This window comes from Candidatus Binatia bacterium, assembly GCA_023150935.1.
Taxonomy (GTDB): domain Bacteria; phylum Desulfobacterota; class Binatia; order HRBIN30; family HRBIN30; genus JAKLJW01.
In genome coordinates this window covers 1-25,236 of sequence record JAKLJW010000058.1, presented here as the reverse complement: position 1 = coordinate 25,236, position 25,236 = coordinate 1, and the positions used below count along the sequence as shown (strand labels likewise).

Here is a 25,236-nt window from a genome sequence, read left to right as displayed (position 1 = left end):
GCGGCGGGGACTCCGCCGCTGGCACCGCCGCCGCGGCTGGCGGCCCGGCAGGTGCCGCTGCACCGGCGGCCGGGCGGGCGCCGGCAGCGCTGGCGTCGATGCGGGCGACGACGTGGCCGACCTGTACCTTATCGCCTTCGTTCTTGACGCGGTGCAGGACGCCGGCGGCAGGCGCAGGAATCTCCACGCTCGCCTTGTCGGTTTCCAGCTCCAGCAGCGCCTCGTCGGCGGCCACCGCTTCCCCTTCCTCCTTCAGCCACCTAACGATCACGCCTTCGGTGACCGATTCTCCGAGTGTCGGAACGACTACGTCAACGGGCATATGGCTTCCTCAGAGCCCAGTGAATCAGCTCTTCCGTTTCGCTTTCGTGCAGCTTGTACGACCCCGAAGCGGTACTGGCCGCCGCATGGCGTCCGGCATAGCCAAGTTCGCGGTTGCCGAACATGTATCGTGTGTACTGCGCCATGTGCGCCCATGCGCCCATGTTGCGCGGCTCCTCCTGCACCCACACCAGCTCGGCCGTCGCGGGGTACCTGGCCACTTCGGCGAGCAGCTCATCGTCCGGAAAGGGATAAAGCTGTTCGACTCGCACCAGCGCCACATCGTCGATCTCGCGCTCGCGGCGCGCCATGAGCAGGTCGTAGAACACCTTCCCGGCACAGAGGCAAACGCGGCGCACTCGATCCGGATCGATCGGATCGACGTCACCCAGCACCGGACGGAAGGTGCCGGCGGAGAAGTCGCGCACCGGCGACACGACGAGCTTGTGTCGCAGCAGGCTCTTCGGACTCATGATCACCAGCGGCTTGCGAAACCGGCGGTGCATCTGTCGGCGCAGGGCATGAAAGTACTGCGCCGGCGTGGTCAGGTTGCAGACCTGCAGGTTGTTTTCCGCGCAGAGCTGCAGGTAGCGTTCGAGGCGCGCACTGGAGTGTTCGGGGCCCTGACCCTCGTACCCGTGCGGCAGCAGCATCACGAGTCCGCTCAGGCGCTGCCACTTCGATTCCGCCGAGGCGATGAACTGATCGATGATCACCTGGGCGCCGTTGGCGAAGTCGCCGAACTGCGCCTCCCAGACGACGAGGTTGCGGGGGTCGGCGCTGCTGTAGCCGTACTCGAAGCCCAGCACTGCGGCTTCGGACAACATGCTGTCGATGATCTCGATCTCGCCCTGGCCGTCGCGCAGCCGATTGAGAGGGATGTAAGGCGCGTCGGTGTTAACGTCGCGGAGCACGGCGTGGCGCTGACTGAACGTGCCGCGGCCGCTGTCCTGACCGCAGAACCGGATAGCATTGCCTTCGAGGAGCAACGAGCCGAGCGCGAGCATCTCGGCGCACGCCCAGTCGACGCGGCCCTCGCCGTCGAGCATGGCGCGGCGCTGCTCGAGCAGGCGCGTCGCCTTGGGATGAACGGCGAAGCCCGCGGGCGCCGCGCGCACGCCCTCGGCGACGGCCATCAGCGTGGCGGCGGGGACGGCGGTCTGCGCGCTCCAGTCGTCGCCGGCCCATTGCATGCCTTCCCAGGCGCCGCTGAAAGCGAACACCTGCTGGCGCGGCATGAAGTCGCGGGCGTAGTTCAGGGCGTCGTCGAACAGTTCCCGCAGCTCCCGTTGCAGGCGCTCGGCGTCGGCAGGGGCAACCACCCCTTCTTCGATCAGGCGCTCGGTGTACTGCTGGCGCACGCCGGGGTGGCGGGCAATCCGTTTGTACAGGGTCGGCTGAGTGAAGGTCGGATCGTCGCCCTCGTTGTGGCCGTACTTGCGGTAGCAGACGAGGTCGATGATCACGTCTTCCTTGAACGCGTGGCGAAAACCCACGGCGAGGCGGGCCGCCTGGACGGCGGCCTCCGGATCGTCGCCGTTAACGTGGAAGACGGGGGCCTGTATGATCTTTGCGAACTCGCTCGGGTAGCTGGTGAAGCGATAGTGCTCCGGCGACGTGGTGAAGCCGATCTGGTTGTTGACGATGATGTGAATCGTGCCGCCGTTGCTGAAGGCCGGTAGCTCGGTGAGCGCCAGCGTCTCGGCGGCGAGACCCTGCCCGGTGAATGCGGCGTCGCCGTGCATGACGACGCCGACCACGCGGCTGCGATCGACGTCTCGCAGGTAGTGCTGCTTGGCGCGGACGATACCGGCGAGGACCGGGTTGACCGCTTCGAGGTGACTGGGGTTCGAGCACAGCGACAGGTGAATCCGGCGCCCGGAGCCGGTGGTATGGTCGCGGCTGTAGCCGAGGTGGTACTTGACGTCGCCGTCGCCCTGGATGTCGGGGCGCAGAAACGTGCCTTCGAACTCGGCAAAGATCATCTCGTACGGCTTGCGCAGGATATTGGCGAGCACGTTGAGCCGGCCGCGGTGCGGCATGCCGAAGACCATTTGTTCGACACCGGCGGCGGCCGCCTCCTCGATGATCGTCGACAGCATCGGAATGAGCGCCTCGCCGCCTTCCAGCGAGAAGCGCTTCTGACCGACGTACTTGGTGTGCAGGTACTGCTCGAAGCCCTCGGCAGCGACGAGCTCGGCGAGGATGCGGCGGCGCTCGTCGAGGGCGAGTACCGGCCGGTTCAGCGTCGGCTCCATGCGTTCCTGCAGCCACTCGCGGCGGTCCTTGTCGGCGATTTCCATGTAGTCGGCGCCGAGGGTCCGGCAGTAGGTCTGGCGCAGCAGGGCGATGATGTCGCGCAACTTCGCGCGGCTGCAGTGTTTGAAGGACGGACAGTCGACGACGCGGTCGAGGTCCCGTTCGCCGAAGCCGAACTCGGCGGGTTGGAGGAGGGGGTGGTCGGTCAGGTTGTGCCCGAGCGGGTCGAGGTTGGCGATCAGGTGACCGAACTCGCGATAGGAGTGAATCAGGTTGTAGACGCCGATGTTTGGCTCGGCGGTTGTGGGCAGTGCCAGCCTGGCGCCGTTGTCAGTGGCCAGATCGAATCCGGCGAAGAAGATCGCCCACTGCTCGTCGACGGAGGCGGGGTCGCGCCGGTACTGGCGGTAGAGCGCGTCGACGTAGTCGGCGTTTGCACGGTTGATGAAGTCGAGGTTGTGCACGGTCCGCTCCCGGAGATTTTGGCCCACCATAGCAGCAATGCCCGATCGGGGTAGCGGCGGCCGCTGGCGTCCAGCCAAACGCAAAGCCACCGGCAATCGCGGCCGTCGCTTAAACCCGCGCGCTATCGACGCGTGCCATCCACGCATCCAACTCCGGCGCCAGCGCCGCCGGCATCGCCGGGTCGGCGACGCGCAGCATGGCGCACTGCCCGTATAACGCCGCATCGGCCAGCGTCACTCGGTCGCCGAACAGGAACGGGCGTTGCGCCAGCGTTCGTACCGTCGGCGCCAGCATCTCGCGGATGCGGGCCGTCAGCTCACCGGCGTTATGTTCCCACTCCTCGACGCAGCCGCGGCCGAACTTGCGCTCCTTGATGAACGTGTAAAGGGCGCGATCCACCGGGCGCGCGAACTGGCGCCGCGCCGCCGGCGTGGCGAGGCGGAAGCAGACGTCTTCGAGCGGTCCGTCGCACCAGTCGGCGTAGGCCCAGATCGGACCATCCCAACCCGGCGGTACGAGGCGGGCGGCGCGCTCGCCGCACAGCAGGTGCTCGCAGATGGCACGCGAGTCGACGACCACCGTGCCGTCATCGTCGACGAGCACGGGCACCTGAATGTAACCGCCGGTCACCGCCACCAGCTCGCTGCGGTCGCCGTAGGGTACGTCGACCGCCTCGTAGCTAAGCCCGAGCAGGTCGAGAACCTTCTGTACCTTCAGCGCGAAGGGGCTGTAGCGCAGTCGGAACAGTCGCATCGGCATCGCCCTCCTTTCGCCTCCCGAAATCGTCAACGTCGCAGACCGGCGGTTTCGTCGAGCCCGAGCATCAAATTGAGATTCTGGATCGCGACGCCGCTGGCGCCCTTACCCAGATTATCGAGGCGCGCCATCAGCAACACGTGTCCCGACGGATGCGGCAATACCTGCAACTCGATGCGATTGGTGTCGTTGCACGCCTGCGGGTCGAAACTGCGTTCGTCGTGCGCCGCAGCCGCCAGCGGCAGGACCCGCACAAAGGGCTCGGTCCGGTAGCGGGCATCGAGCGCCTCCCACACGCTTGCCCCGCCGTGGCCGGGCGCCAGGACGTCCGCGTGCAAGGGAATCTGAACGCGCATGCCGCAGCGGAACGGTCCGACCGCGGGCTCGAAGTACGGCTCCCGCTGTAGCCCGCCGTGGCGCATCATTTCCGGGACGTGCTTATGGACGCGATCGAGTGCGTAGGGAGCTTCGTACGCCAGCGCCAGCAAGCCGCCCCGGGGGTCCTCCCACTTCTCGATGAGCTGACGGCCGCCGCCCGAATAGCCGGAGAGTGCGTGGCAGGTGAGGGGCGCCGCCGGCGGCAAGACGCCGCCATCGATGAGCGGGCGGAGCAGCAGGATGACCGCCGACGAATAGCAGCCGGGATTGGAAACCCGCCTGGCATCGCGGATCGCCGCGCGCTGTTCGGCGGTCAGTTCCGGGAGTCCGTAGACCCAACCGGATGCCACGCGGTGCGCGGTGCTGGCATCGATGATGCGTGTCGGTGCGTCGGCGGCCCACGCCACGGCGTCGCGGGCGGCGTCGTCGGGCAGGCAAAGGATAGTGACGTCGGCGGCCCTGAGTAGCTCGCGTCGCGCCGCCTCGTTCTTCCGTTCCGCCTCGGGCAGCGCCAGCACCTCGATGTCGTCGCGGCCCGCAAGCCACTCGCGGATGCGCAGGCCGGTGGTACCGACGTGGCCGTCGATGTACACCTTCGGGGGCATATTACGGACGGTAGCGCGGGTGCCCGCGCCGGCTCAAGTGCCGGGTTCGTTTGGTTCGGGCGAGGGACCGCGCCCCCGGGGCGCGCCGACCGCCGATCCCCGATCACCGGCCCAGCACGAAGATGGCGATATCGGCGTTGCGGTTCGGGTCTGTGGTGACGCGGCAGTTGGTTTCGCTATCGAGATAAACGCGGCGTCGGGCGGCGATGCCCATGCGGCTGCAGAGGTCCTCGACGTCGGCAATCGACGGGAAGCGGCGGTTCGGCGTGTTGTACCATTCGAAGTGGTACGGGCCTTCGGATTTCGGCGAGCGCCCCTCTTCGGCCAGCATGCGCCGCAACTTGTGGTAGGCGAAGTTCGGAAAGCTGACGACGGCCGTCCGTCCGATACGCAGCATCTCGGCGAGGATCCCCTGCGTATCGTCGATCGCCTGCAGAGTCTGGGAGAGCACGACGACGTCGAACTGTCCGTCCGAGAAGGCGGACAGGCCACGCTCGAGATCGGCGTGGATGACGTCGAGCCCCTGCGCCACGCAGGCGAGCACCGCCACCTGGTCGATCTCGACGCCGACGATCCGGGTGTGCTCGCGGTCGCGCAGTCGGGTGAGCAGCTCGCCGGCGCCGCAGCCGAGATCGAGGACACTCGCACCCGGCGGGATCAGTTCGAGGATCAGGTCGTACTCGAGCCGCTGATCGCGGAAGATGCTCGTCGAGCCGGGCGCCGGGGTCTGCCGGACGTCCGGCACCTCCGCCGCGCCGAGCGCCGGGCGCGGGCCCAGGTTGGCCAGGAATCCGCGCACGAGGCCGCCGTAAATCGACAGGTTCTCCTCGAGCAGGAAGGAGTCGTGACCACCTCTTGTTGTGACGTTGCAATAACTGACGCGGCGGTTCGTCGCCAGCAGAGCCGCCACCAGCTCGCGGCTCTGCTCGGGCGGGAACAACCAGTCGCTCGTGAAGCTGGTCACCAGCCAGCGGCACTGGCTGCGAGCAAGCACTGCGTGCAGTCGCTCCGGTGTCGCCCCCAGGTCGAACAGGTCCATTGCCATCGACAAGGTCACGTAACTGTTGGCGTCGAAGCGCTCGACGAAGCGGTGCCCCTGGTACGCGAGGTAGGAGCCGACGGAGAACTTCTTCTCGAACTGCGTCGGCACGTCGCGCGGCTCCAGGCGGGTCGGATCGAACTTGGCCGTCATCGACTCCCGCGACAGGTAGGTGATGTGCGCCAGCATGCGAGCCAGCGCCAGGCCGACGGTCGGGCCGGCGGAATCCCCCTCGTAGTACTGCCCGCCGCGGAACTCCGGGTCGTGCATGATCGCGTTGCGGCCGACGACGTCGAAGGCAACGGCCTGACTGGTGAGCCGCGGCGAACTGGCCAGTGCCACGCAGCCGCGCACCCGTTCCGGATGGCGGACCGCCCAGGTGATCGCCTGATGGCCGCCGAGCGAACCGCCAACGACGGCGCGCAGCGTGCCGATGCCGAGGTGGTCGATCAGCCGGCGTTGCACCTCGACCATGTCGGCGACGGTCACCGTGGGAAAGTCGGTGCCGTAGGGTCGGGCGGTGGTCGGGTTGATGCTGTTCGGCCCCGTCGTGCCGCGGCAGCCGCCGAGGATGTTTGGACAGACGACGAAATAGCGCTCGGTGTCTATGGCGCGGCCGGGACCGACGACGACGTCCCACCAACCCGGATCGTCCGCATCGTCGTGGCGGGCGACATGGGAGTCGCCGCTGAGCGCGTGGCAGATGAGCACGGCGTTGTCGCCGTGGGGGTCGAGTGCGCCGTAGGTCTCGTAGGCCACGGTGACCCGCGGCAACGTACCTTCGAGGGCGAGAGGAATCGGCCCATCGAAGGTGACGTATTGCGCATGCCGCAAGGGTACGGCGCCGCGGACACTGTCGCTGCTATCGAAGGCTCGTTCGCTCACGGTCGTTTCGAGATGCGCACGCCCCTCGTTGGCCGGGCCTACGACCGGCGGCGCAACTGTTCGAGGTCGCGCACCGCGCCGCGCGCCGCGCTGGTCGTAAACATCGCGTACGTCTGCAGCGCCTGCGAGACGACCCGCTTGCGCTCCTTCGCCTGCCATGCGCCATCGCCCCGCGCCAGCATGTCGAGGCGGCGGCGCTTCAGTTCGGCGTCGTCGACGACCAGATCGAGGCGGCGGTTCGGGATGTCGATGCGGATGCGGTCCCCCTCTTCCACGAGCGCGATGGCGCCGCCTTCCGCCGCTTCCGGGGAGACGTGACCGATGCTGAGGCCCGAGGTGCCGCCGCTGAAACGACCGTCGGTGACCAGCGCACAGGCCTTGCCGAGATTCTTCCCCTTCAGGTACGAAGTCGGATAGAGCATCTCCTGCATGCCCGGCCCGCCCTTCGGTCCTTCGTAGCGGATGACGACGACGTCGCCCGGTTCGATCCGATCGTTGAGAATGGCATTGCAGGCATCCTCCTGCGAATGGAAGACGCGGGCCGGCCCTTCGAACTTCCAGACCGATTCGTCGACGCCTGCGGTCTTCACGATGCAGCCGTCCTCGGCGAGGTTGCCGTAGAGCACCGCGAGTCCGCCGTCGGCGCTGTAGGCGTGCTCGACGTCGCGGATGCAACCGGCACGCCGATCGTCATCGGTCGAGGCGTAGTACTTGTCCTGAGAAAAAGCGGCCGTGGTGCGGACGCCACCCGGCGCCGCGAGTGCCCGCTGCTTCGCCTCGGCCGTGGCGCTCGGCCGCGACAGGTCGTTGGCGTCGATGGCGGCGCCCATGCTGGCGTTGTGCACCGCCGCCACCTCGCGATGAATGAGACCGGCGCGGTCGAGCATACCGAGAATGGTGAAAATGCCCCCGGCGCGGTTGACGTCCTCGACGTGGTAGTGAGACGAAGGCGCCACCTTGCAGATGTTCGGCACCCCGCGCGACAGGCGGTCGATGTCCCGCATGGTGAACCTGACTCCCGCTTCGTGCGCAATGGCGAGCAGGTGCAGCACGGTGTTGGTCGAGCCGCCCATGGCGATGTCGAGTGTCATGGCGTTTTCGAACGCGGCCAGGGTGGCGATGCTGCGCGGCAGCACGCCGGCGTCGCCGTCGACGTAGTACCGTCGCGCCAGATCGACGATGCGCCGGCCGGCGTCTTCGAAGAGCTGCCAGCGGCGGGCATGCGTGGCGAGAACCGTGCCGTTGCCCGGCAGGGCCAGACCGAGAGCCTCGTTGAGGCAGTTCATGCTGTTGGCGGTGAACATGCCCGAGCACGAGCCGCAGGTCGGACAGGCCGAACGTTCCATCTCGAGCAGGGCGGCGTCGCTGACGCTCGCGTCGCTGGCGGCTATCATCGGGTCGATGAGGTCGAGCTTGGCCGCCGGGAGCGGGCGGCCCTCGGCGTCGTGGGTACCGGAGGAGGTGCCGGCTTCCATCGGTCCGCCGGACACGAAAATGGTCGGGAGGTTGAGACGCATGGCGGCCATCAACATCCCGGGAGTGATCTTGTCGCAGTTGGAGATGCAAACGAGAGCATCGGCGACATGCGCCTCGACCATGTACTCGACGCTATCGGCGATCAGGTCGCGGCTGGGTAGCGAATAGAGCATGCCGCCGTGACCCATGGCGATGCCGTCGTCGACGGCGATGGTGTCGAACTCGACGCCGAAGCCGCCGGCCGCATCGATGACGCGCTTCACGCGTTGGCCGACGTCGTGCAGGTGGACGTGGCCGGGGACGAACTGGGTAAAGCTGTTGGCGATGGCGACGATGGGTTTGTTGAAGTCGGCGTCGGTCATGCCCGTGGCGCGCCACAGCGAGCGGGCGCCGGCCATGTTACGGCCCTGGGTGGTGATGCGGCTGCGATAGGGGTTCATGCGCCGAGTGTAGGTAACTCCGGCTACAGAGGAAAGCCTGCGCGCACCTTGCAAAGGGGCCTGCCGTCGGCGATGCATAGGAGCCGACGCGATAAGAAACGAACGGAGCGAGGAGCATGAAAGCCAGCGAATGCGTGCTGTACAGCGGCGGGCTGCGCGGAGCGGAAGCGACCTTCGGAGCGCTGGCCGAGCGCCACGGGGTCGAGGAGGTCAATTTCACCTTCGACGGCCACGAGATCGACCGCCATCGCGGCGTGCGCACGCTGACCCACGCCGAACTGCTCCACGGCGACGTCAGTCTGGCGTACGTCTCCAGGCTCATGCACCGCCACTACCCGGATACCGACTACATTAAGAAGGTCCTGCAGCTCATCTGGCATCAGGTCAACAACGCGCAGGAGATCTACGTCGTCGGTACGGTGCTCGCCGACGACACCGTAAAGGGCGGCACCGGCTGGGGAGCCGAGTTCGCCAAGCTCTGCAACAAGCCGCTGTACGTCTTCGATCAGGACAAGGACGGCTGGCTGCGCTGGACCGGCACGGCGTGGGAGCCGCACGTACCGACGATCGGCCACCCGCATTTCTGCGGTACTGGCACCCGCTACCTGCGCGACAACGGCAGCGCCGCCATCGAAGACCTGTACACACGATCGTTCGGGGGCTGAGCGGCCACGGCGCATTTCTGGTCGTTGCCTCCTTGACCCCTTTACCGGGACCAAGCATCCTCGACTCACGTTCTGAGCTGGATGGGTGGGCAGGCGGCCGATGAGTATCGAACGGAACTTCGACGTGGGGTTGGTTGCTGACCTGGCACTACGGGAGAAGCAGATCCAACAAAACTACCGGCCGATCATAGCAGTCCACAAGTGGTTCGCGCGCCGGCCCGGCACCCTCTTTAGAGCGCTGATTCTCTCGGAGTTTGTCGACGCACCGCTGGAACAGAGCTTCTTCCGTTCGCACGACCTGCGCGGTATCCGTATCGCCGACCCCTTCATGGGCGGCGGCACCCCTTTGCTGGAAGCCAACCGGGTTGGCTGCGACGTCGTCGGCTACGACATCAACCCGATGGCGTACTGGATAGTGCGGCAGGAGATCGAACACCTCGACCTACGAGCTTACCGTGCCGCTGCCGATAAGCTGGAAAGGCGGCTCGTCCAACAGGTCGGCCGCCTGTATGAGACAACTTGCCTCGAATGCGGTCGCCCCGACGCTTCCGTGAAGTATTTCTTGTGGGTCAAGCAGCACCCGTGCCCCAATTGCCGTCGTTCGGTGGACCTCTTTCCCGGCTACCTGCTGGCCGAGAACCGCCGCCACCCGAGAAATGTTATTGTTTGCCCCGGGTGCGGCGATCTCAAAGAAGTCGATGACCGCGACCAACCGGGCTGCTGCGCGCGGTGTCGCGCGCAACTCACCACCACCGGCCCGGCGCGGCGCAACCGTGTCAGATGCCACGAATGCAGCATCGAGATCTCCTTTCCCGACGCATCGGCGGGGCCGCCAACGCACCGGATGTTTGCGATCGAGTACAACTGCACGCATTGCAGGCCCTGCCATCAGGGACGGTTCTTCAAGAAACCCGACGCCGCGGATCTTGGTCGTTACGTCGAAGCTGGGCGCAAGCGGCGCCAGATGAAGGCCGAGTACATCCCGGACGACGAAATCCCGGCCGGCGACGAGACGGACCGCTTGCACCGGTGGGGATATCGTCGCTACCGAGAGATGTTCAACGATAGGCAATTGCTCGGACTGGAGCTGATCTGCCGTACAATCGTCAAACAGCCCGACGAGCGCGTACGCAACGCACTCGCCACGAATCTCTCCGATCTGCTCCGCTATCAGAACATGGTGTGCCGGTACGACACCTACGCGCTAAAGTCGCTCGACATCTTCTCGGTCCACGGCTTTCCGGTCGGACTGGTGGAATGCGAATCGAACCTCCTGGGCATTCGGCGTAACGGCAACGGCGTAAACGTCGGTAGCGGTGGGTGGTCAAACATCGTCGAGAAGTTTGTCCGTGCGAAGCAGTACTGCGAAGCACCATTCGAGGTGCGGCAGCACGGGGGACGCAAGGTGCAGGTGCCAATCACGGGAGAGTGGATAGGCGACGTCCGCAACGGATCGGGGCCGCCAGTGAAACGAAACGTACGGCTGGAGTGCGCCAGCGCCACGCACGCGGATATCCCGGCAGCCTCGCTGGACGCCGTCTTAACCGACCCCCCGTACTTCGCCAACGTACAGTACGCCGAGCTGATGGACTTCTGTTACGTCTGGCTGCGCCGCCTGGTCGGATCGGACACCAACGAAGCGCTTAGCCGCGCGACGACGCGAAATCCACATGAACTCACCGGCAACACAACCATGGACCGCGGCCTCTCTCATTTTGCTGAGGGGATATCCTCGGTTTTCAAGAGAATGACGACGGCACTGAAGCCTGGCCGCCCCCTGGCGTTCACGTTCCATCACAACACCATCGAAGCGTACTACCCGATTGCAGTAGCGGTTCTCGACGCGCGCCTAGCATGCTCGGCGTCGATTCCATGTCCTGCCGAGATGGGGGCCTCGATCCACATCAACGGTACCGGCTCCTCGGTCATCGATACGGTGTTCGTGTGTCGGTCCACGGGTACCGTATCGCGCTCCACACTGGCGTTCGCCCCCAGACAGATTGCGGAGCTCGTGCTGCACGATTTGGCTCGTTTGCGAAAGGGCGGTGTGAAACCAACTCGTGGGGATGCGCGGTGTGTCGTCTTCGGACACCTCATCCGCCTGGCGATTTGGCGGCTGCGCGCGAGCTGGCACTCGGAGCGGCCCTGGCAATACAAGATGGCACGTGTTCGCGAGATGATCTTGTCGCTGGGCGGGGTCCAGTCGGTTGAGCGACTGCTTCCTGCCGATCTCTCGATCCGGGCCGGGTCGCGTTCGGCACGGGCACGAGAGGCGGAGGGGCAGTATGAGGATAAGGCGGCCCAAGTATCCTTTTGAAGCGACCTTCGCCGAACTCCAGGCCGATCCCGACTCGTTTGTCTCGGTCATGTTCTCGACGCTGGAGTCGGAGTTCCTGGTGCTTCCGAAAGGCGCCGGTTTTGTCGACTATCCGGTTTTCGAACACGCATACGAAGCACTGAAGAAGGCAACGGACGGTTTCGAGGGAATGCAGGCGGAGGTCGTTCTTGAGACCGTCCTCAGCGCACCGCTCGCCCTGGTCGTGCTGAGGACGATGCTCGGATTCACGCCACCCGAGTTCGCTTATCTGGCCAGCCAGCACAGCGATGTCGTCGTTTCCCAGGGATTTGCCCGCAGCCTCGATAGAAAGATCCGGATCGCGCCCCTCGAACGGATCAGACCAACTGCTGAGGGCACCAGGCGTCTTAAGCAACTGGTCATCACCGCCTGTCGGTTGTTGACGAAGCCAATTCAGCAACCGAACCGAGACAAGCTCCATCGTCTGGACAAGGCCGACACGCGCAACGGGATAGAAGGCGTTCGTTCGCTGGCTCAGCTTGGTGCGCCATACGCCATGCTCTTGTACGAACGCTTCCTTGGTCGGCCCTTTGCTGGCCATCGGGATTCGGTCTCGGAGCTGGTAGGCAATGTCCTCGAGTCGGCAATCGAAGATACCCTGGCCAAGGGCAGGATCAGCTATCGCAAGACCAGGCGGGCGGAGAAGATCCGCGGGTTTGACCAAGCGCCCGACTTCATTATCCCGAGTGAATTCAATCCTCAGATTGTTATCGAGGCCAAGCTCACCGAAGACGACGGTACGGCGCGGGACAAGGTGACCCGTGTGCAACACCTGGCGCAACTCAGCGAACGCAACAAACGGAAGGACCGTAGAGGGTTTGAAGTAATCGCATGCATCGGCGGCCGGGGTTTCGGCGTCCGCAGAGAGGACATGCGCAAGTTACTGTTGGCGACGAGAGGGAAGGTCTTCACGACAAAGATTCTCGACCGATTGGTTGGGTGCACCCGCCTCCGCGAGTTCGCCACCCGATAGCGCGACGAGGAAAAGGGTGTGTGTTCCACGATCGCCGCCCACCGCATCCGGCGCACGCGCTTCTTCAGCGCGCGGGGCCGCAACGGCTTCTACGACCAGCGGCCGCTGCGGTCGACGATGCCGCGCAGGTGTTCGAGGCGCGCGCGGACGCCGGGCATTTCGTCGAGCTGCTGCGTCGGCACCGGCAGACGCCACGACCAGTTCTCCGGTCCCACCGTCGCCGGGACGTTGATGCGGTCGCTCCACCCGAACATATCCTGCACCGGAAGAATCGTCAGTGCGGAGCCGGACTCGTAGAGACGCTGCAGCACCGGGAGGTGTACTTCGGCAAACGACCGTGGTGCCGGTGGCGGCGGCTCGTGGTCGATGAGGCCCACCGCCCTCTCGACCGCGAGCCGCTCGCCGTCGGGAAGCGTCTTCCACCACTCGGCGAGCGTTTCCGTATCGTGCGTACCGGTCGTGGCGACCGATAGCGGCGGGTAGTCGCGGGGGTCGGTGTAGACGTGGTCGTGCCGCTCCCAGCGGAAGACCCGGTAGCCGGGCACCCGCAACTGTCCGAGGGACTCCCGAACCCACAGCGGCACGGTGCCGAGATCCTCGGCAACAACCATCGTGGTGGGGCCCGCCTCTTCGAGCAGGGCGCGCATCAGGGCGATGCCCTGCGCACGTTGCACGGTTTCCTCGCGGGGTACGAAACCCGAGGTGCCGCCCTTGCACACGGGGATCGAGTAGGTTCGATACAACCCGACGACGTGGTCGACGCGGAAGATGTCGTAGAAATCGCGCGCGTGCCGGGCACGCTCGCGCCACCAACCGAAACCGCCGGCTCGCAGCGCCACCCAGTTGTAGAGCGGCAGACCCCATGCCTGACCGGCGGCGCTGAAGTCGTCGGGTGGAGCGCCGGCCGAACCGCTGAGGTCGAAGAGATGCGGATGCGCCCAGACGTCGGCGCTGTCGCGGGCGCAGACGAACGGCAGGTCGCCCTTGAGCAGCACGCGCCGTTCGTAGGCGTGGCGCCGCAAGGCCCACCACTGCTCGGCCGCCACCCACTGCACGTACCGGAAGAAACGGGTCCGGGCCGCAAGCCGGTCGCGCGCCATCGCGAGGGCGCGAGCCTGACGATCGCGCAGCGGCAGCGGCCACTCTTCCCAACTGCGCCAGCCCTGCTCTTCCTTCAGCGCACGATAGAGAGAGTACTCGTCCAGCCACCACTTGAAGTGGACACAGAAATGATCGAACGCCTGGCGGCGCGGATGGTCGGGGGCGTACTGCGCGAAATGTTCGTACCCCCATTCGAGCAACCGCAGCTTGTAGTCGTAGGCCGCCCGCCGCCGCCGCCGGGCGGCCCGCGCCGCTCTCAACACCGCCCCGGCTTCGGCGCTTTGCAGCCACTCCTGCGCGGCGGGGTTGTCCTGAACGTCCGGGACATCGGCGGCGGAGATGTAACTCGGGTCGATGGCAAAGGCGCTCAGGGCGTCGTAGGGACTGGTGTTGTCCGGGTCCGCCTCGTTAATCGGCAGCAATTGCAAGACGCGATGATGCCACCACGCCATCCAGTCGATCGTCCCGAAGAGGTCGGCGATCGCACCGGTGCCGGCGTCGTGAGTTCCCCGCAGGGAAAACAGAGGAATCGCCACCCCTGCGGCGCGGGGGAACCCCTGGCCCGAGATCATGAGATGTTCGCTCCGCCTTTCAGCCGCGGGCGATCTCGCTGCCGCGCACCAGATCGACCACCTCGTCGACCGAGCCTGCGTGCCGCAGGAGTTCGCGCATCCGGTCGGACTGCAGGAGATGGGAGACGCCGGACAGGAAGTCCAGGTGCTCGCCGGTCAGGTCCGGCGACGACAATACCAACACGACGATGGATATCGGCAAACCGGCTGCGACTTCGTAAACGGCGCCCGAAGAAACCGCCATGGCGGCGACGATCCGATCGACCCCGGCGATACGGGCATGTGGAATACTGACGCCGATGTCGACCATAGCGGTACCCGCAATCGCTTCGCGCTCGCGGATACGCTGCCCGGCGACCGCCGCCCTGGAGCTGCCGAGGCGGCCCGAGCTTACCAGCACGGCGATGAGCTGGTCGACGGTTTCCTCGAATGTGCCCCATGACGGGCGCACGACCACCGTTCCACCGAGGGCGTCGCTGACCCGCGTAACCATCGTCTGAAAATCCTCTCCCGAGACACGTGCCCGATTCTTGTCTCAGGAGGGACGGCTTCTTTCAAGACGGGCCCATCCGGCGGCGGGCGGCGATTCGACCATGCTTTCCACACCATGGGCCGCGAGCTATAAGCGAGCCCGCATGTTCACGACCTTCCGGGTGCCCCCGAAGCGGCCGAGCCCGGTCAGCCCCATCGAGGAAGCCGTCGCCGACATTCGCGCCGGCAAGATGGTCATCCTCATGGACGACGAGAACCGCGAGAACGAGGGCGACCTGTGCCTGGCGGCGGAGAAGGCGAGCCCGGAAGCCATCAATTTCATGGCGAAATACGGGCGCGGCCTGATCTGCCTCGCGCTTACCGAGGAACGCATCCGCGAGCTGGGCCTGAGCATGATGGTGGCGGAAAACCGCTCCCCACTCGGTACCGCCTTCACCGTGTCGATCGACGCCCGGCGCGGTATCGGCAAAGGCATTTCGGCCGCTGATCGGGCGACCACCATCCTGACGGCGATTCGCGAGGGCGCCCGGCCGGACGATCTGGTGGTGCCGGGGCACGTGTTTCCGTTGCGCGCCCGGCGCGGGGGCGTGCTGGTGCGCACCGGCCAGACCGAGGGCTCAGTCGATCTGGCCCGGCTTGCCGGTCTGCGGCCGGCCGGCGTCATTTGCGAGATCATGAAGGACGACGGCACCATGGCGCGCCTGCCGGATCTCGAACGCTTCGCCGCCACCCACAAGATCAGGATCTGTACCGTTGCCGATTTGATCCAGTACCGACTGCGCTGCGACTCGCTCGTACGCCGGGTTGCCACCTCGCGGCTGCGCAGCCGCTACGGCGGCGATTTCACCCTTTACGTCTACCACAGCGAAGTCGACGACGGCGAGCATGTGGCCCTGGTCAAGGGCGAGATCGTTCCCGAGGAGCCGATCCTCGTGCGGGCGCACGCGGAATTCGTCCCGGGTGACGTTTTCCGTATGGCCGAGCGCAACACCGCCGCGCTGTTGCACCAGTCGATGGAGGTCATCGCCCGCGCCGGCGCCGGCGTGGTGCTGTATCTGCGCCGCGACGGCCGCGGCAAGGAGATTGCCGGCGTCGGCAGCCGCCGCGCCGCCGCCGTACGGCCGCCACGACGGCGCGGCCCCAGCACGGGAGCCTCCAACCGCGAGCGCGACTTCCGCGAGTACGGCATCGGCGCGCAAATCCTGCGCGACCTCGGCGTGCGCAAGATCCGGCTGCTGAGCAACTTCCCACAGAACCTCGTCAGCCTCCCCGGATACGGTCTCGAAATACTCGATTGCGTGCCGCTGGACCTCCCGGCCGGAGTACCGTCAAGGGCCTCCCGTCCTCCCCGCCGCACTTCCGGCCGTCCGACCCGTCGAATCCGCGAAGCCTGACCGCCACCGGCGCGGGTTCAGTCTTCATGCCAGAGCGCCTTGAAGTCGATGAAGTACGTGAACCCGGCGAAGGCGCCGATCGTCTCGCTTTCTTCGACGATGCCGGTGCTGAGGCCCGCGAAGAGCATGGCCTGCGACCATTGGATCTGGAGACCGGCGCGCACGTCGGCCCGATCGTTGTCGAAACGCGAGCCGGCCGAGCCGGCGACCTCTCCGAGCAAGCGCACCCGAGTGGCTTCCGCTTCCACCTTGCCCCACCACGGCGACACGGCGGCCACGCGGTAGACGAACAGGTCGTCCTGCCCCTCGGAGGTGAAGGTGTCGTACGGCTCCGGTTCCGGAATCGTGACCAGCGCCATACCGAGGTTAACGTGGGTCCACACCGGGCCGATCGCGTAACTGGCAAGCAGGTCGCCGATGAAGTTCATCTCGTCGGTGCCGAGGCGGTCGGCGCGAATGCCGTTGGGAAGCTGGGCGCCGAAGCGAACCGCCAGCGCCGGCCGGTGCGGCGCCGCTTTCAGGATACGGACTTTGGTGAAGAGGCTGGCATCGCCGGGACCGTATTGCCGGTTGGTTTGCCCGCTGACGCCGCGCTCGTCGAGGTAGAGCAGCGGAAAACCGGCCTGGAGTTCGACCCAGTCGCCGGCCCCGATGCGAAAACTCAAATCGGGAATGGCAACGAGATCCTGTCGCTCGATGAGCCCGGGCGGCGTGAAATACGGGAAGAGGAGGTTGTGGTAGTACGCCGCGCCGATCGTTGCCGCGCCGATACCGCTGGGCAACGGCCGCGCATCCTCGGTGGTGAGCGGGAACAGAACCTCGCCGCGGGCGCTATGGCCGAGCAGCGACGTCGCGATCCACACCGCCCACACCGCCACCGTCGGATACGCCGCCACCGCCCGCCGCATTCGCTCTCCCTGGCAGTTACCGCGTATCCTGCGCGGCAGGCGGTTTGCAAGGTGACGTCGCCTGTGCTTGCGTTTTCGGCCGTGCGGCTGCTGCGAATCGGTGCGCTGCTGGCGGTCAGCCTTGCGGCCGCGGCCGCCTACGGGACGACGGCGGAACGCGTGCGTCTGCGGCTGCAAACGGACAGCGGCGGGCTGGCGCGCGGGGGGACAACGTCGATCGAGGCGATGGTAGATGTCGAGCCGGGCTGGCACATCAACTCACACCGGCCGACCGACACCTTTCTCGTACCGACGGTTCTCGCACTGACGCTACCGCCGGACGTAGCGGTCGCGCCCCCGGTCTATCCGGCAGGCGTGAAACGAACGTTTGCCTTCGCCCCGGGCAGAGAGCTGCTGGTCTACGACGATAGCTTCGGGATCGCCACGGCGGTCACGGTTCCCGCCGATTTCGCCGCCAAGAGCGTACGGGTCGTCGCCGCCCTGCGTTATCAGGCATGCAGCGACACGACCTGTACGCCGCCGGCGACCGCGCAAACCGAAGCGGCCTTGCCCGTGGTCGCGGCAGAGTCCGCCGGCGGCAACCGCGGTACGGGCGCCCGTGCGGCGGGTCCGGACTTCGGTCAGTGGATCGACCGGCACGGGGTTGGGCTGACACTGCTGTTGGTGTTGGCGCTCGGATTGGGTCTTAACCTCACGCCGTGCGTGTACCCGCTGATTTCGGTCACGGTGGCCTATTTTGGGTCCCAGGCTCATCATCGTACGGGGCGCGTGCTCCTCCTTGCCGGCGTTTACGTGTTGGGCATTACCGTGACGTTCTCGGTTCTCGGTGTTGCGGCCGCCCTATCAGGAGGGCTGTTCGGTGCGGCATTGCAGCAACCGGCCGTGCTCGTGGCGATTGCCGGCCTCTTCGTCGTGCTGGCCCTGAGCAACTTCGGGGTGTACCACCTTCAGCCCCCGGCCTGGCTGCTGCAGCGGGCGAGCAGCGCGGTGCCGGGGGTCGTCGGGGCCGGGGTGATGGGTCTGACGATGGGCGTGGTGGCGGCTCCCTGTGTCGGGCCGGTGGTGGCCGGGTTGCTGGTGTTCGTGGGCAGCGCGCAGGACGTACGACTGGGCCTGCAACTGTTCTTCGCCCTCGGTCTCGGGATGGGATTGCCTTATGTGGCGCTGGCGGTAGCGGCTGGCCGGATCAAGCGGCTGCCGCGGTCGGGCGAGTGGCTGGTGTGGGTGGAGCACGTCCTCGGTTTCGTACTGCTCGGATTCGCGGCGCAGTTTGTCGCGCCGTTGCTGCCGGAGGAGTGGCGGGGGCTGCTACTGCCGGCGGTGGTGGCGGCGGCGGGCGTGTACCTGGGCTTCGTCGATCGAGCGGGACGGCAATTGGAATCGTTTCGGCTAGTGCGCCGCTCGATCGGGTTGGCGGCCGTCGCGATGGCGCTGTGGGTGGCAAGTCCGTACGAAGCGCGGAGCGCGATCCGCTGGGAGGCCCTGGCGTCGCCGGCAATCGATGCCGCACGGGCGGCCGGACGGCCGGTGCTCGTCGATTTCGTGGCCGAGTGGTGCATCCCGTGCCACGAAATGGAGCGCACGACTTACCGCGACGGGGCGGTGCGGGCCGAGGCGGAGCGCTTCGCCATGCTGAAGGCGGACATCACGGTCGAGACGCCGCCGGTGCTGGAACTCGTCCAGCGGTACGGCGTACAGGGCGTCCCGACCATCATTCTGTTCGACGGCTCCGGCACCGAGGTGCGGAGAATGGTCGGCTACGTCGGCGCGGAGCAACTGCTGACCGCCATGCAGGAGGTGCGCTGAGCCGCCGCCGGACGGCTTACTCGGATTGCGAGCGGGGCGGTCCCGAACTCTGGAACCGGCGCACGAAACTGGTGAGGTTGGCACGCTTACCGGCAAGTCCCAGTTTGCGTCGAATGCTCTCGCGCTGACGGTTCACGGTCGCCGGAGATATGCCGCGGAGTTCGGCGATCTCTTTGGTGCGCATGCCCATCTGAATCATGTTGCAGACCTTCAACTCGGCCGGGGTCAACGCCATGAACTGCCTGGAGAGATCGTCGAGTAGTGGCGAGGCGATTTCTTCCAGGTTGCGACGAATCAACGTCACGTACCCCCGCTTCTCGGGCTCGATCTCGGCTTCGAGAGCGAGGACCAGGGGCATAACTATCTTGTTGATGTTCGCCACCATCGATCCCTTGATCGCCGCCTTTTCCTCCTCGATTCTGGCCAGCACGACCCGCAGAGCAGCATTGGCCTCGTGCAGAGCGCGCCCTTCGACGGCCAGCCGCTCGTGAGCCTTGCGGATGGCCTCCTCGGCCCGAATCCGATCGACGACCGCCCCGACCTTCTGCGCGATGGCTTTGATCAACTCGCGCTCCTCGCGCAGGAACGGACCCTCATCCGCGGCGGGCTTCTCCTCCGTGTAGAACACCTCGACACTTCCACACGGTCGCCCATTGACCACGATCGCAGCCGCCTGACGGCACGGCCCTTCCTCGAAGCCGGGACTGACGAAGACCTCGCCCTCGTGCTCGATCCGGGCAGCGGCAGCCTCGGAATACTGCCAACCGGAGGGCAGCAGATCGGCCACGCCCTGAACGAACTCTTTCGCCGACAGGCCGTGACGGTCCGCGAGCTCCACCACTCCGTACAGGCAACGGAGTTCCTTGCGGCGCTCCTGCAGTGCGCGGTCGAGGCTCATGGGTCCACGCGCCGACCGCAATGGCTCTACGGTCCGCCGCGGCGCGGCGGTCGGTGGCCCGGGGCGGGCTTGCTTCATCGACGCTCTCCTGAAGAACCGGGAACCATACTTCCGTCTCGGGACCGACGATCTTGGGATCATGATACCTAAACCATGTAGGCTCTAAATAGGCAATCTATGGACATTGTCCCCTGTCCGACTCGGATTAGACTGGGCTGCAAACCGGCGGATAAGGAGGCCCGAGATGTGTACGAAAACGACGTCGAGAAGTTCCCACCGGCGGCTGGCAGTTGCGGCGGTCGCGGCGGCTTTGGTCCTGATCCCCGTGCCCGCGACTCTGGCGTGGTCCGGGGACGTTCCGGCGGGCGAGCCGACAGCCCTTACGGTAGAGGAGCACGCGCAGTTGGCGGACGGTTACAGGCGCCAGGCGACGGAGATGGCAGCCAGGGCCGAACGGGCCGAGCGGGTCCTGGCGACGTTGCGAAGCGCGGGCGGCAAGCTGCAGCAAAACATGGCCGGCATGCAGAGCGATAGAGTGAAACGTTACCGGGCGCAGCAGCAGGAGTTGGTGCAACTGGCCGAGAGCCACGAACAGCACATCGAGCTTGCCAGGCGGTAAGCCGATCCGGTTCGCGGCGGTATCCACCGCCAGCTCGCTTATCCGGTCTGAAGTACCCGGCGGCAAGGAGGGCGCCGGGGACTTCAGCACATAAGTCATCGGGGTCGGACCGCCTCGGCGGGATCGGCGTTTTGCTTGTCCGCCGAGGAACCGCGCGCTACACTCCGCGGCATCATGGGAGCGAGGCACCGACTTCGTGACTGACGGATGTTAGCGTTCGAATCCCTTTCCCTGCCGGAGTCCGTCCAGCAGGGGATTGCGGCCACCGGATTCACGGTCTGCACACCGATCCAGGAAAAGGTCTTGCCGCTTGCCCTCGCGGGCAAGGATGTCGCCGGTCAGGCGCAGACCGGTACGGGCAAGACGGCGGCTTTCCTGATCGGTATTTTCGCCCGACTTCTGCGGCACGACGCGAAACCGACCCCGGAGCCCGCCCCCCGCGCCTTCATCGTCGCACCGACACGCGAACTGGTCGTGCAGATCTTGCACGACGCGCAGCAACTGGGCCGTTTCACCGGCCTGTCCATGCAGGCCGTCTTCGGCGGCATCGATTACAAGAAGCAACGCGATCTGCTCAGGCAGGGCTGCGACATCGTCATTGGCACTCCCGGCCGGCTCATCGACTACCTCAAGCAACATGTCTATTCGCTGCGACGCGTCGAGGTGCTGGTCATCGACGAGGCCGATCGGCTGTTCGATATGGGCTTCATCGCCGATCTCCGTTTTCTCCTGCGCCGGCTGCCCCCGTACGATAAGCGCCAGTCGCTGTTGTTCTCCGCCACCCTTTCATGGGCCGTCATGGAACTCGCTTACGAGCACATGAACGACCCGACCAAGGTGACGGTGTCGCCCGAACAGGTCACTGCCGAGAACGTCACCCACCTGATTTACCATGTCGGCCGGCACGAGAAGCTTCCCCTTTTGCTCGGCCTGTTTCACCGCGAGCGGCCCGAGCGAACCATGGTCTTCGTCAACACCAAGCGCGCCGGAGAATGGTTGGCCCAGCGATTAACCGACAACGGTTACGCGGCGCGGGCCATAACCGGGGACCTCGACCAGCGCCTGCGCATGAAGCTCGTGCATCAATTCAAGAGTGGCGAGTTGCCCATCCTGGTCGCCACCGACGTCGCCTCGCGCGGCTTACACATCGAGGACATCACCCACGTCATCAATTACGACTTGCCCCAGGACGCCGAGAATTACGTGCACCGCGTGGGACGCACGGCGCGCGCCGGAGCGTCCGGAGCGGCCATCAGTCTCGCCTGCGAGGAGTTCGTCGAATCCCTGCACGCGATCGAAGACCTCACCGGCTTCAAGATTCCCGTAGCCGAGGTCCACGATGACATGCTGGTGCGGCCGACTCCCCATCGTCGCGACCACCGCGGTGACGGCGCCGGCGGCGGCAACGCGCGCCCGCAACGGTTGCGCCGCCCCCGACGCGGTCGCGGTTCCGCAAGCTCGACGGCGTAAACGGCAGATGGCAGAGGGCGGATAAAGGGCAAGCGGTCGGCGCCGCGGCGATGGTTCCCGCGCGGGGACAACGCTTGCGACCTGGCAAACGGAGGAGAGCGGGAATGTACGGTACCATCAAGAAGATCGTTCGCGACAAGGGCTTCGGCTTCATCGTGCCCGACGACGGCAGTGACGACGTGTTCTTTCATCGCTCGCGGATGGCCCCGAAGGTCGTGTTCGAAGACCTGCGCGAGGGCGACTCCGTCGAGTTCCAGATGCGCCAGGGCGAGAAGGGCCCGCAGGCGAGCATGGTGAAGCCGCGCTGAAGCGGGGTGCGGCAGGCAACTGCGGCCATGGAGTCGACCCCGGCACTCGCCGCCGGCGTTCGGCCGGTTGCCGACACGGTAGCGGCGCGGACTGCGACGGCGACGCTTTACGCAGCGGCAGCGGCCGGCGGACTCCTGATCGCGGTTTGCTTTCTGCGCTTTGCGCTCTTCCCCCTCGCCTGGGTGGCCTTCGTTCCCCTGCTCTGGGTGGTCCCGCGGGCCGTATCGGCGCGGCAGGCTGCGAAGCTGGGTTTCGTGGCCGGCCTGGCCACCAATCTCCCCGCCTTTTACTGGCTCGTTTATACCATTCACGTCTTCGGCGGCTTCGGCGTTGCGCTGGCGACTCTGTTCTACGTTACCCTCACGCTGTTCACCGCAGGCCAGTTCGTGCTTTTTGCGCTGGCGCTGTGGCGTACCGGTCCGGGACCGCTCGCGGTGGCGCCGCCACTCGTCTGGGTATGCCTCGAGTTCCTGTTCCCCAACCTGTTTCCGTGGCGCCTCGCCCATACTCAGTGGCATGTGCCGGTGCTGTTGCAGGTGGGCGACCTCACCGGCCCTTACGCGCTCAGCTTCGCCATGGTCTGGTTTTCCGCCGGGCTGGTCGCCCTCGGCCAGCGGCCGCGCCGCTGGGCACCGCTGGGCGCGGCGGCGACCCTGGCTGCCGCCATTGCGGCGTACGGCGCCGTGCGCCTGCCGGCGATCGATGCCGCGATAACCGCGGCCCCGGCCATGCGGGTCGCGCTCGTGCAGGGCAACATCGGCATCGAGGAAAAAGGCGACATTCGCTACTTCACCGTCAACGTCGATACCTACCGGCGCCTTTCGGCCGCCGTGCAGGATGCGGTGGACCTGCTCGTATGGCCGGAAACGGTGCAGCAGGAGTGGATCCCCGCCGATGCCGTGGGGCTCGACGACAAGACGCACCCGTTCCCCGAGACTCGCCGCCCGCTGATCTTCGGCAGCCTCGCGTACCGCCTGACCGGCCCGCGTGAGGCCGACGAGTTCAACAGCGCCTTCATCGTCGGACCGGACGCGCGCGTTCTCGGCCGCTACGACAAACGCATTCTGATGCCCTTCGGCGAGTACCTGCCACTGTCGTCGCTGATCCCGGCGATCAAGGAGATCAGTCCGATGAGCGGGTCGTACACCGCCGGAAAGACGGTGGCCATCTTCGACGTTCCCGGCAAAGCCAGGGTCGGCCAGCTGATCTGTTACGAGGATCTGCTCGCGGACATGGTGCGCGAGACCACCCGCGGCGGCGCCGAGGTGCTGGCCACGATTCTCAACGATGCCTGGTACGGCGATACCGCCGCACCGCACCAGCACCAGGCGCTGGCGCTCTGGCGCACCGTGGAGAACCGCCGTTACCTGCTGCGCGGGTCGAACTCCGGGGTAACCAGCATCATCGACCCGGCCGGACGGGTAGTCGCAGAAGGGGGGGTGTTCCGCGAGGAAGTCGTCACCGGCACCGTACACCCCTTGCAAATCGAGACGATCTACACGCGTTACGGCGACGTCTTCGCCTGGATGGTCGTGCTCGGCGCCGCGGTGCTCCTCGTGCGCGGCCGAACGGCGTGACCGGAACTCGGCGTACCAGATCGGCGGGCCGGGCGCCGGTGCGCTCACCAGCGGGCGCGGTGCTCTTCCGCCCAGCCGGTGAGGCCGTCGAGGCGCCGGCGCTCGCCACTGTCGCCGACCACCGTGCCGTGGAAGTCGCCAAGGACCCAGTGCAGTTCGGTGCGCACCAGTAGCAGATCGAGCCGGGCAGACTCCTCGACACGGGGAACGACTTCGAGATCGACGCGTCCCGATTGCGGTGCACGGATTCGCCACGGGCGGCGGAAATCGCGGCGGTCGTACTCCCACACCAGATCCTCGCCGATCTTGTGCAGAACGCCGTCGATGCACAGACCGTTCTCGGTAGCGCCGGTGCCGTCGGTCCACTGGCCGCCGAGATTGAGTCCCACGACCCGGCCGCCCTGCCGTCCCGAAGCGGACGCCCAATTCCACACCGTGTCGTAAGGCCAGATGCCGCGGCCATAGTCGAGACATCCATAGGCCTGGTTTTCCGGGCCGAAGCGGTAGGTCGTACCGTCGAGCACCGCAGTGCCGGTGGCCGGCCGCGTGTTCTGCTTCGAGGTGAATTGGAAACAGGTCGCGCTCCAGGGAATGACCACGTTGAGGGATTCGTGTCCGGGCGGCCGTGCGACCAGCACTTCGGCTTCAAGGCGGCGACCGTTGCGGGTGTGGAAAGCGCCGGCAAGCCGGGTACCGCCGGATTCCTCGGAGATGGACGCCTGCAGATCCGGCGCCGAGAAGCGCAGGTCGCCACCGCCAACGGTGTCGGGAAAGCGCATGCCCCGCGCCAGGGGAAGTAGACGCGTGTGCTCGACACGCTTCCCGGCGGCATAGTCGAGGAAGCTGACGGTGACCACGCCGACGTAGTCCGTGCCGCCGTACGTAATGGCGAACATATGCGTATCGGTCGTCACGCCCCAGAAATCCCAGCGCTTCTTGCGCGGCCAGCGGCCCGAGAGATTGCAGCGGTGCAACGGCCGGCGCGACCACCCCGTCGCCGCCGGGTTGAGCCGTCCGTTCGGCAAGCACAGGTCGACCGCAGCGGTCAGTTCGCGTTCGACGTTGACGCGCCGAGTCGAGTCTGCCACGGTCGTTCGCGCGTCTTGCCCCATAACGTTACGGCCGCGTACCACGAGCCGCCGGGCCTAACAACCCGTAAGACGTCGTTCCGGGGTAACGTTCGGACCGCGGCGCCGCCGCTCTCGAATCGCCGCCGGGGCTGGAAATCCCGCCGGACTCTCAGCGCGGGCTTCGCCCGCAACCCATTGCGGAATGCGGATTGCGGAACTCATGAATCCGTCTTCCACAATCCGAAATCCGCATTCCGAAATCCGCATTCCGAAATTCTTCGCACCATGCGACGAACTCGCGAACTAGTGGCCTAGCGCGGGCTGACGCCCGCAACCCAAAGCGAACAACCAGCCCGTTCGCCCCGAGTAGGAGCCCATCCCCCGGGCTCCGTATCGAGGGGC

Annotated in this window: 20 protein-coding genes; 9 read left to right on the top strand and 11 right to left on the bottom strand. The window is 66.3% G+C overall.

The annotated features are described in order from the left end of the window. From L6Q96_21585 to ilvD, 6 genes are all read right to left on the bottom strand, one after another. Positions 1–322 (bottom strand): dihydrolipoyl dehydrogenase (locus L6Q96_21585; protein ID MCK6557145.1); only part of this gene is annotated, 322 nt, incomplete at its 3' end. After that, positions 312–3,044 carry a 2-oxoglutarate dehydrogenase E1 component gene (locus L6Q96_21580; protein ID MCK6557144.1) on the bottom strand — a complete coding sequence of 911 codons (2,733 nt, stop codon included), beginning with the start codon at positions 3,042–3,044 and terminating at the stop codon, positions 312–314. The genes L6Q96_21580 and L6Q96_21585, both read right to left, overlap by 11 nt. A gap of 109 nt (positions 3,045–3,153) precedes the next feature. Further along, on the bottom strand, positions 3,154–3,804 hold the full coding sequence (locus L6Q96_21575; GenBank protein ID MCK6557143.1) for a glutathione S-transferase family protein: 651 nt from the start codon (positions 3,802–3,804) through the stop codon (positions 3,154–3,156). A gap of 26 nt (positions 3,805–3,830) precedes the next feature. Then, entirely contained in the window at positions 3,831–4,784 is a 954-nt protein-coding gene (gene argC / locus L6Q96_21570) for an N-acetyl-gamma-glutamyl-phosphate reductase (GenBank protein MCK6557142.1), read from the bottom strand. Positions 4,785–4,887: 103 nt separating this feature from the next. Beyond that, entirely contained in the window at positions 4,888–6,708 is a 1,821-nt protein-coding gene (locus L6Q96_21565) for a homoserine O-acetyltransferase (GenBank protein MCK6557141.1), read from the bottom strand. 38 nt (positions 6,709–6,746) lie between these two features. Continuing rightward, positions 6,747–8,624, bottom strand: a complete 1,878-nt coding sequence (gene ilvD, locus L6Q96_21560; GenBank protein MCK6557140.1) for a dihydroxy-acid dehydratase — start codon at positions 8,622–8,624, stop codon at positions 6,747–6,749. A gap of 116 nt (positions 8,625–8,740) precedes the next feature. Between ilvD and L6Q96_21555 the strand changes: the two genes are divergently transcribed. From L6Q96_21555 to L6Q96_21545, 3 genes are all read left to right on the top strand, one after another. After that, complete coding sequence (locus L6Q96_21555) at positions 8,741–9,289, top strand: hypothetical protein (protein ID MCK6557139.1); 549 nt, start codon at positions 8,741–8,743, stop codon at positions 9,287–9,289. A 100-nt stretch (positions 9,290–9,389) separates the two neighbouring features. Further along, the gene (locus tag L6Q96_21550) at positions 9,390–11,606 is read left to right on the top strand and encodes a DUF1156 domain-containing protein (GenBank protein MCK6557138.1); all 2,217 of its coding nucleotides are present in this window, start codon (positions 9,390–9,392) and stop codon (positions 11,604–11,606) included. Beyond that, positions 11,575–12,618 (top strand): hypothetical protein, encoded by a 1,044-nt coding sequence (locus tag L6Q96_21545; protein MCK6557137.1) that lies wholly within the window; start codon positions 11,575–11,577, stop codon positions 12,616–12,618. The genes L6Q96_21550 and L6Q96_21545 overlap by 32 nt, the downstream gene beginning before the upstream one ends. Before the next feature lie 89 nt (positions 12,619–12,707). Here L6Q96_21545 and malQ read toward each other — a convergent pair whose 3' ends face one another. Together malQ and L6Q96_21535 are read right to left on the bottom strand one after the other, a co-directional pair. Then, a complete protein-coding gene (gene malQ / locus L6Q96_21540; GenBank protein MCK6557136.1) occupies positions 12,708–14,291 on the bottom strand; it encodes a 4-alpha-glucanotransferase in 1,584 nt (527 codons plus the stop codon). A 19-nt stretch (positions 14,292–14,310) separates the two neighbouring features. Further along, positions 14,311–14,784: a PTS sugar transporter subunit IIA gene (locus tag L6Q96_21535; protein MCK6557135.1), complete on the bottom strand. Its 474-nt coding sequence runs from the start codon at positions 14,782–14,784 to the stop codon at positions 14,311–14,313. Positions 14,785–14,926: 142 nt separating this feature from the next. On the opposite strand from L6Q96_21535, the gene ribB reads away from it, so the two are divergent. Continuing rightward, positions 14,927–16,177 carry a 3,4-dihydroxy-2-butanone-4-phosphate synthase gene (ribB, locus tag L6Q96_21530; GenBank protein ID MCK6557134.1) on the top strand — a complete coding sequence of 417 codons (1,251 nt, stop codon included), beginning with the start codon at positions 14,927–14,929 and terminating at the stop codon, positions 16,175–16,177. Between the two features lie 17 nt (positions 16,178–16,194). Here ribB and L6Q96_21525 read toward each other — a convergent pair whose 3' ends face one another. Then, positions 16,195–17,085 (bottom strand): hypothetical protein, encoded by an 891-nt coding sequence (locus L6Q96_21525; protein MCK6557133.1) that lies wholly within the window; start codon positions 17,083–17,085, stop codon positions 16,195–16,197. A 63-nt stretch (positions 17,086–17,148) separates the two neighbouring features. Between L6Q96_21525 and L6Q96_21520 the strand changes: the two genes are divergently transcribed. After that, positions 17,149–18,891, top strand: coding sequence for a thioredoxin fold domain-containing protein (locus tag L6Q96_21520; GenBank protein ID MCK6557132.1), 1,743 nt, complete (start codon positions 17,149–17,151; stop codon positions 18,889–18,891). A gap of 16 nt (positions 18,892–18,907) precedes the next feature. On the opposite strand, the gene L6Q96_21515 is transcribed toward L6Q96_21520, so the two are convergent. Continuing rightward, positions 18,908–19,867 carry a LuxR C-terminal-related transcriptional regulator gene (locus L6Q96_21515; protein ID MCK6557131.1) on the bottom strand — a complete coding sequence of 320 codons (960 nt, stop codon included), beginning with the start codon at positions 19,865–19,867 and terminating at the stop codon, positions 18,908–18,910. Between the two features lie 166 nt (positions 19,868–20,033). Here L6Q96_21515 and L6Q96_21510 point away from each other — a divergent pair, with 166 nt between their 5' ends. The 4 genes from L6Q96_21510 (at position 20,034) to lnt (ending at position 23,764) form a co-directional block, all read left to right on the top strand. After that, entirely contained in the window at positions 20,034–20,408 is a 375-nt protein-coding gene (locus L6Q96_21510; protein MCK6557130.1) for a hypothetical protein, read from the top strand. 207 nt (positions 20,409–20,615) lie between these two features. Continuing rightward, entirely contained in the window at positions 20,616–21,878 is a 1,263-nt protein-coding gene (locus L6Q96_21505; GenBank protein ID MCK6557129.1) for a DEAD/DEAH box helicase, read from the top strand. Positions 21,879–21,982: 104 nt separating this feature from the next. Beyond that, positions 21,983–22,186 (top strand): cold shock domain-containing protein, encoded by a 204-nt coding sequence (locus L6Q96_21500; protein ID MCK6557128.1) that lies wholly within the window; start codon positions 21,983–21,985, stop codon positions 22,184–22,186. Between the two features lie 6 nt (positions 22,187–22,192). After that, positions 22,193–23,764 (top strand): apolipoprotein N-acyltransferase, encoded by a 1,572-nt coding sequence (gene lnt, locus L6Q96_21495; GenBank protein ID MCK6557127.1) that lies wholly within the window; start codon positions 22,193–22,195, stop codon positions 23,762–23,764. Positions 23,765–23,808: 44 nt separating this feature from the next. Here the strand turns inward: lnt and L6Q96_21490 are convergent, their stop codons facing one another. Then, positions 23,809–24,852 (bottom strand): DUF2804 domain-containing protein, encoded by a 1,044-nt coding sequence (locus tag L6Q96_21490; protein MCK6557126.1) that lies wholly within the window; start codon positions 24,850–24,852, stop codon positions 23,809–23,811. Between the last annotated feature and the right edge of the window lie 384 nt (positions 24,853–25,236).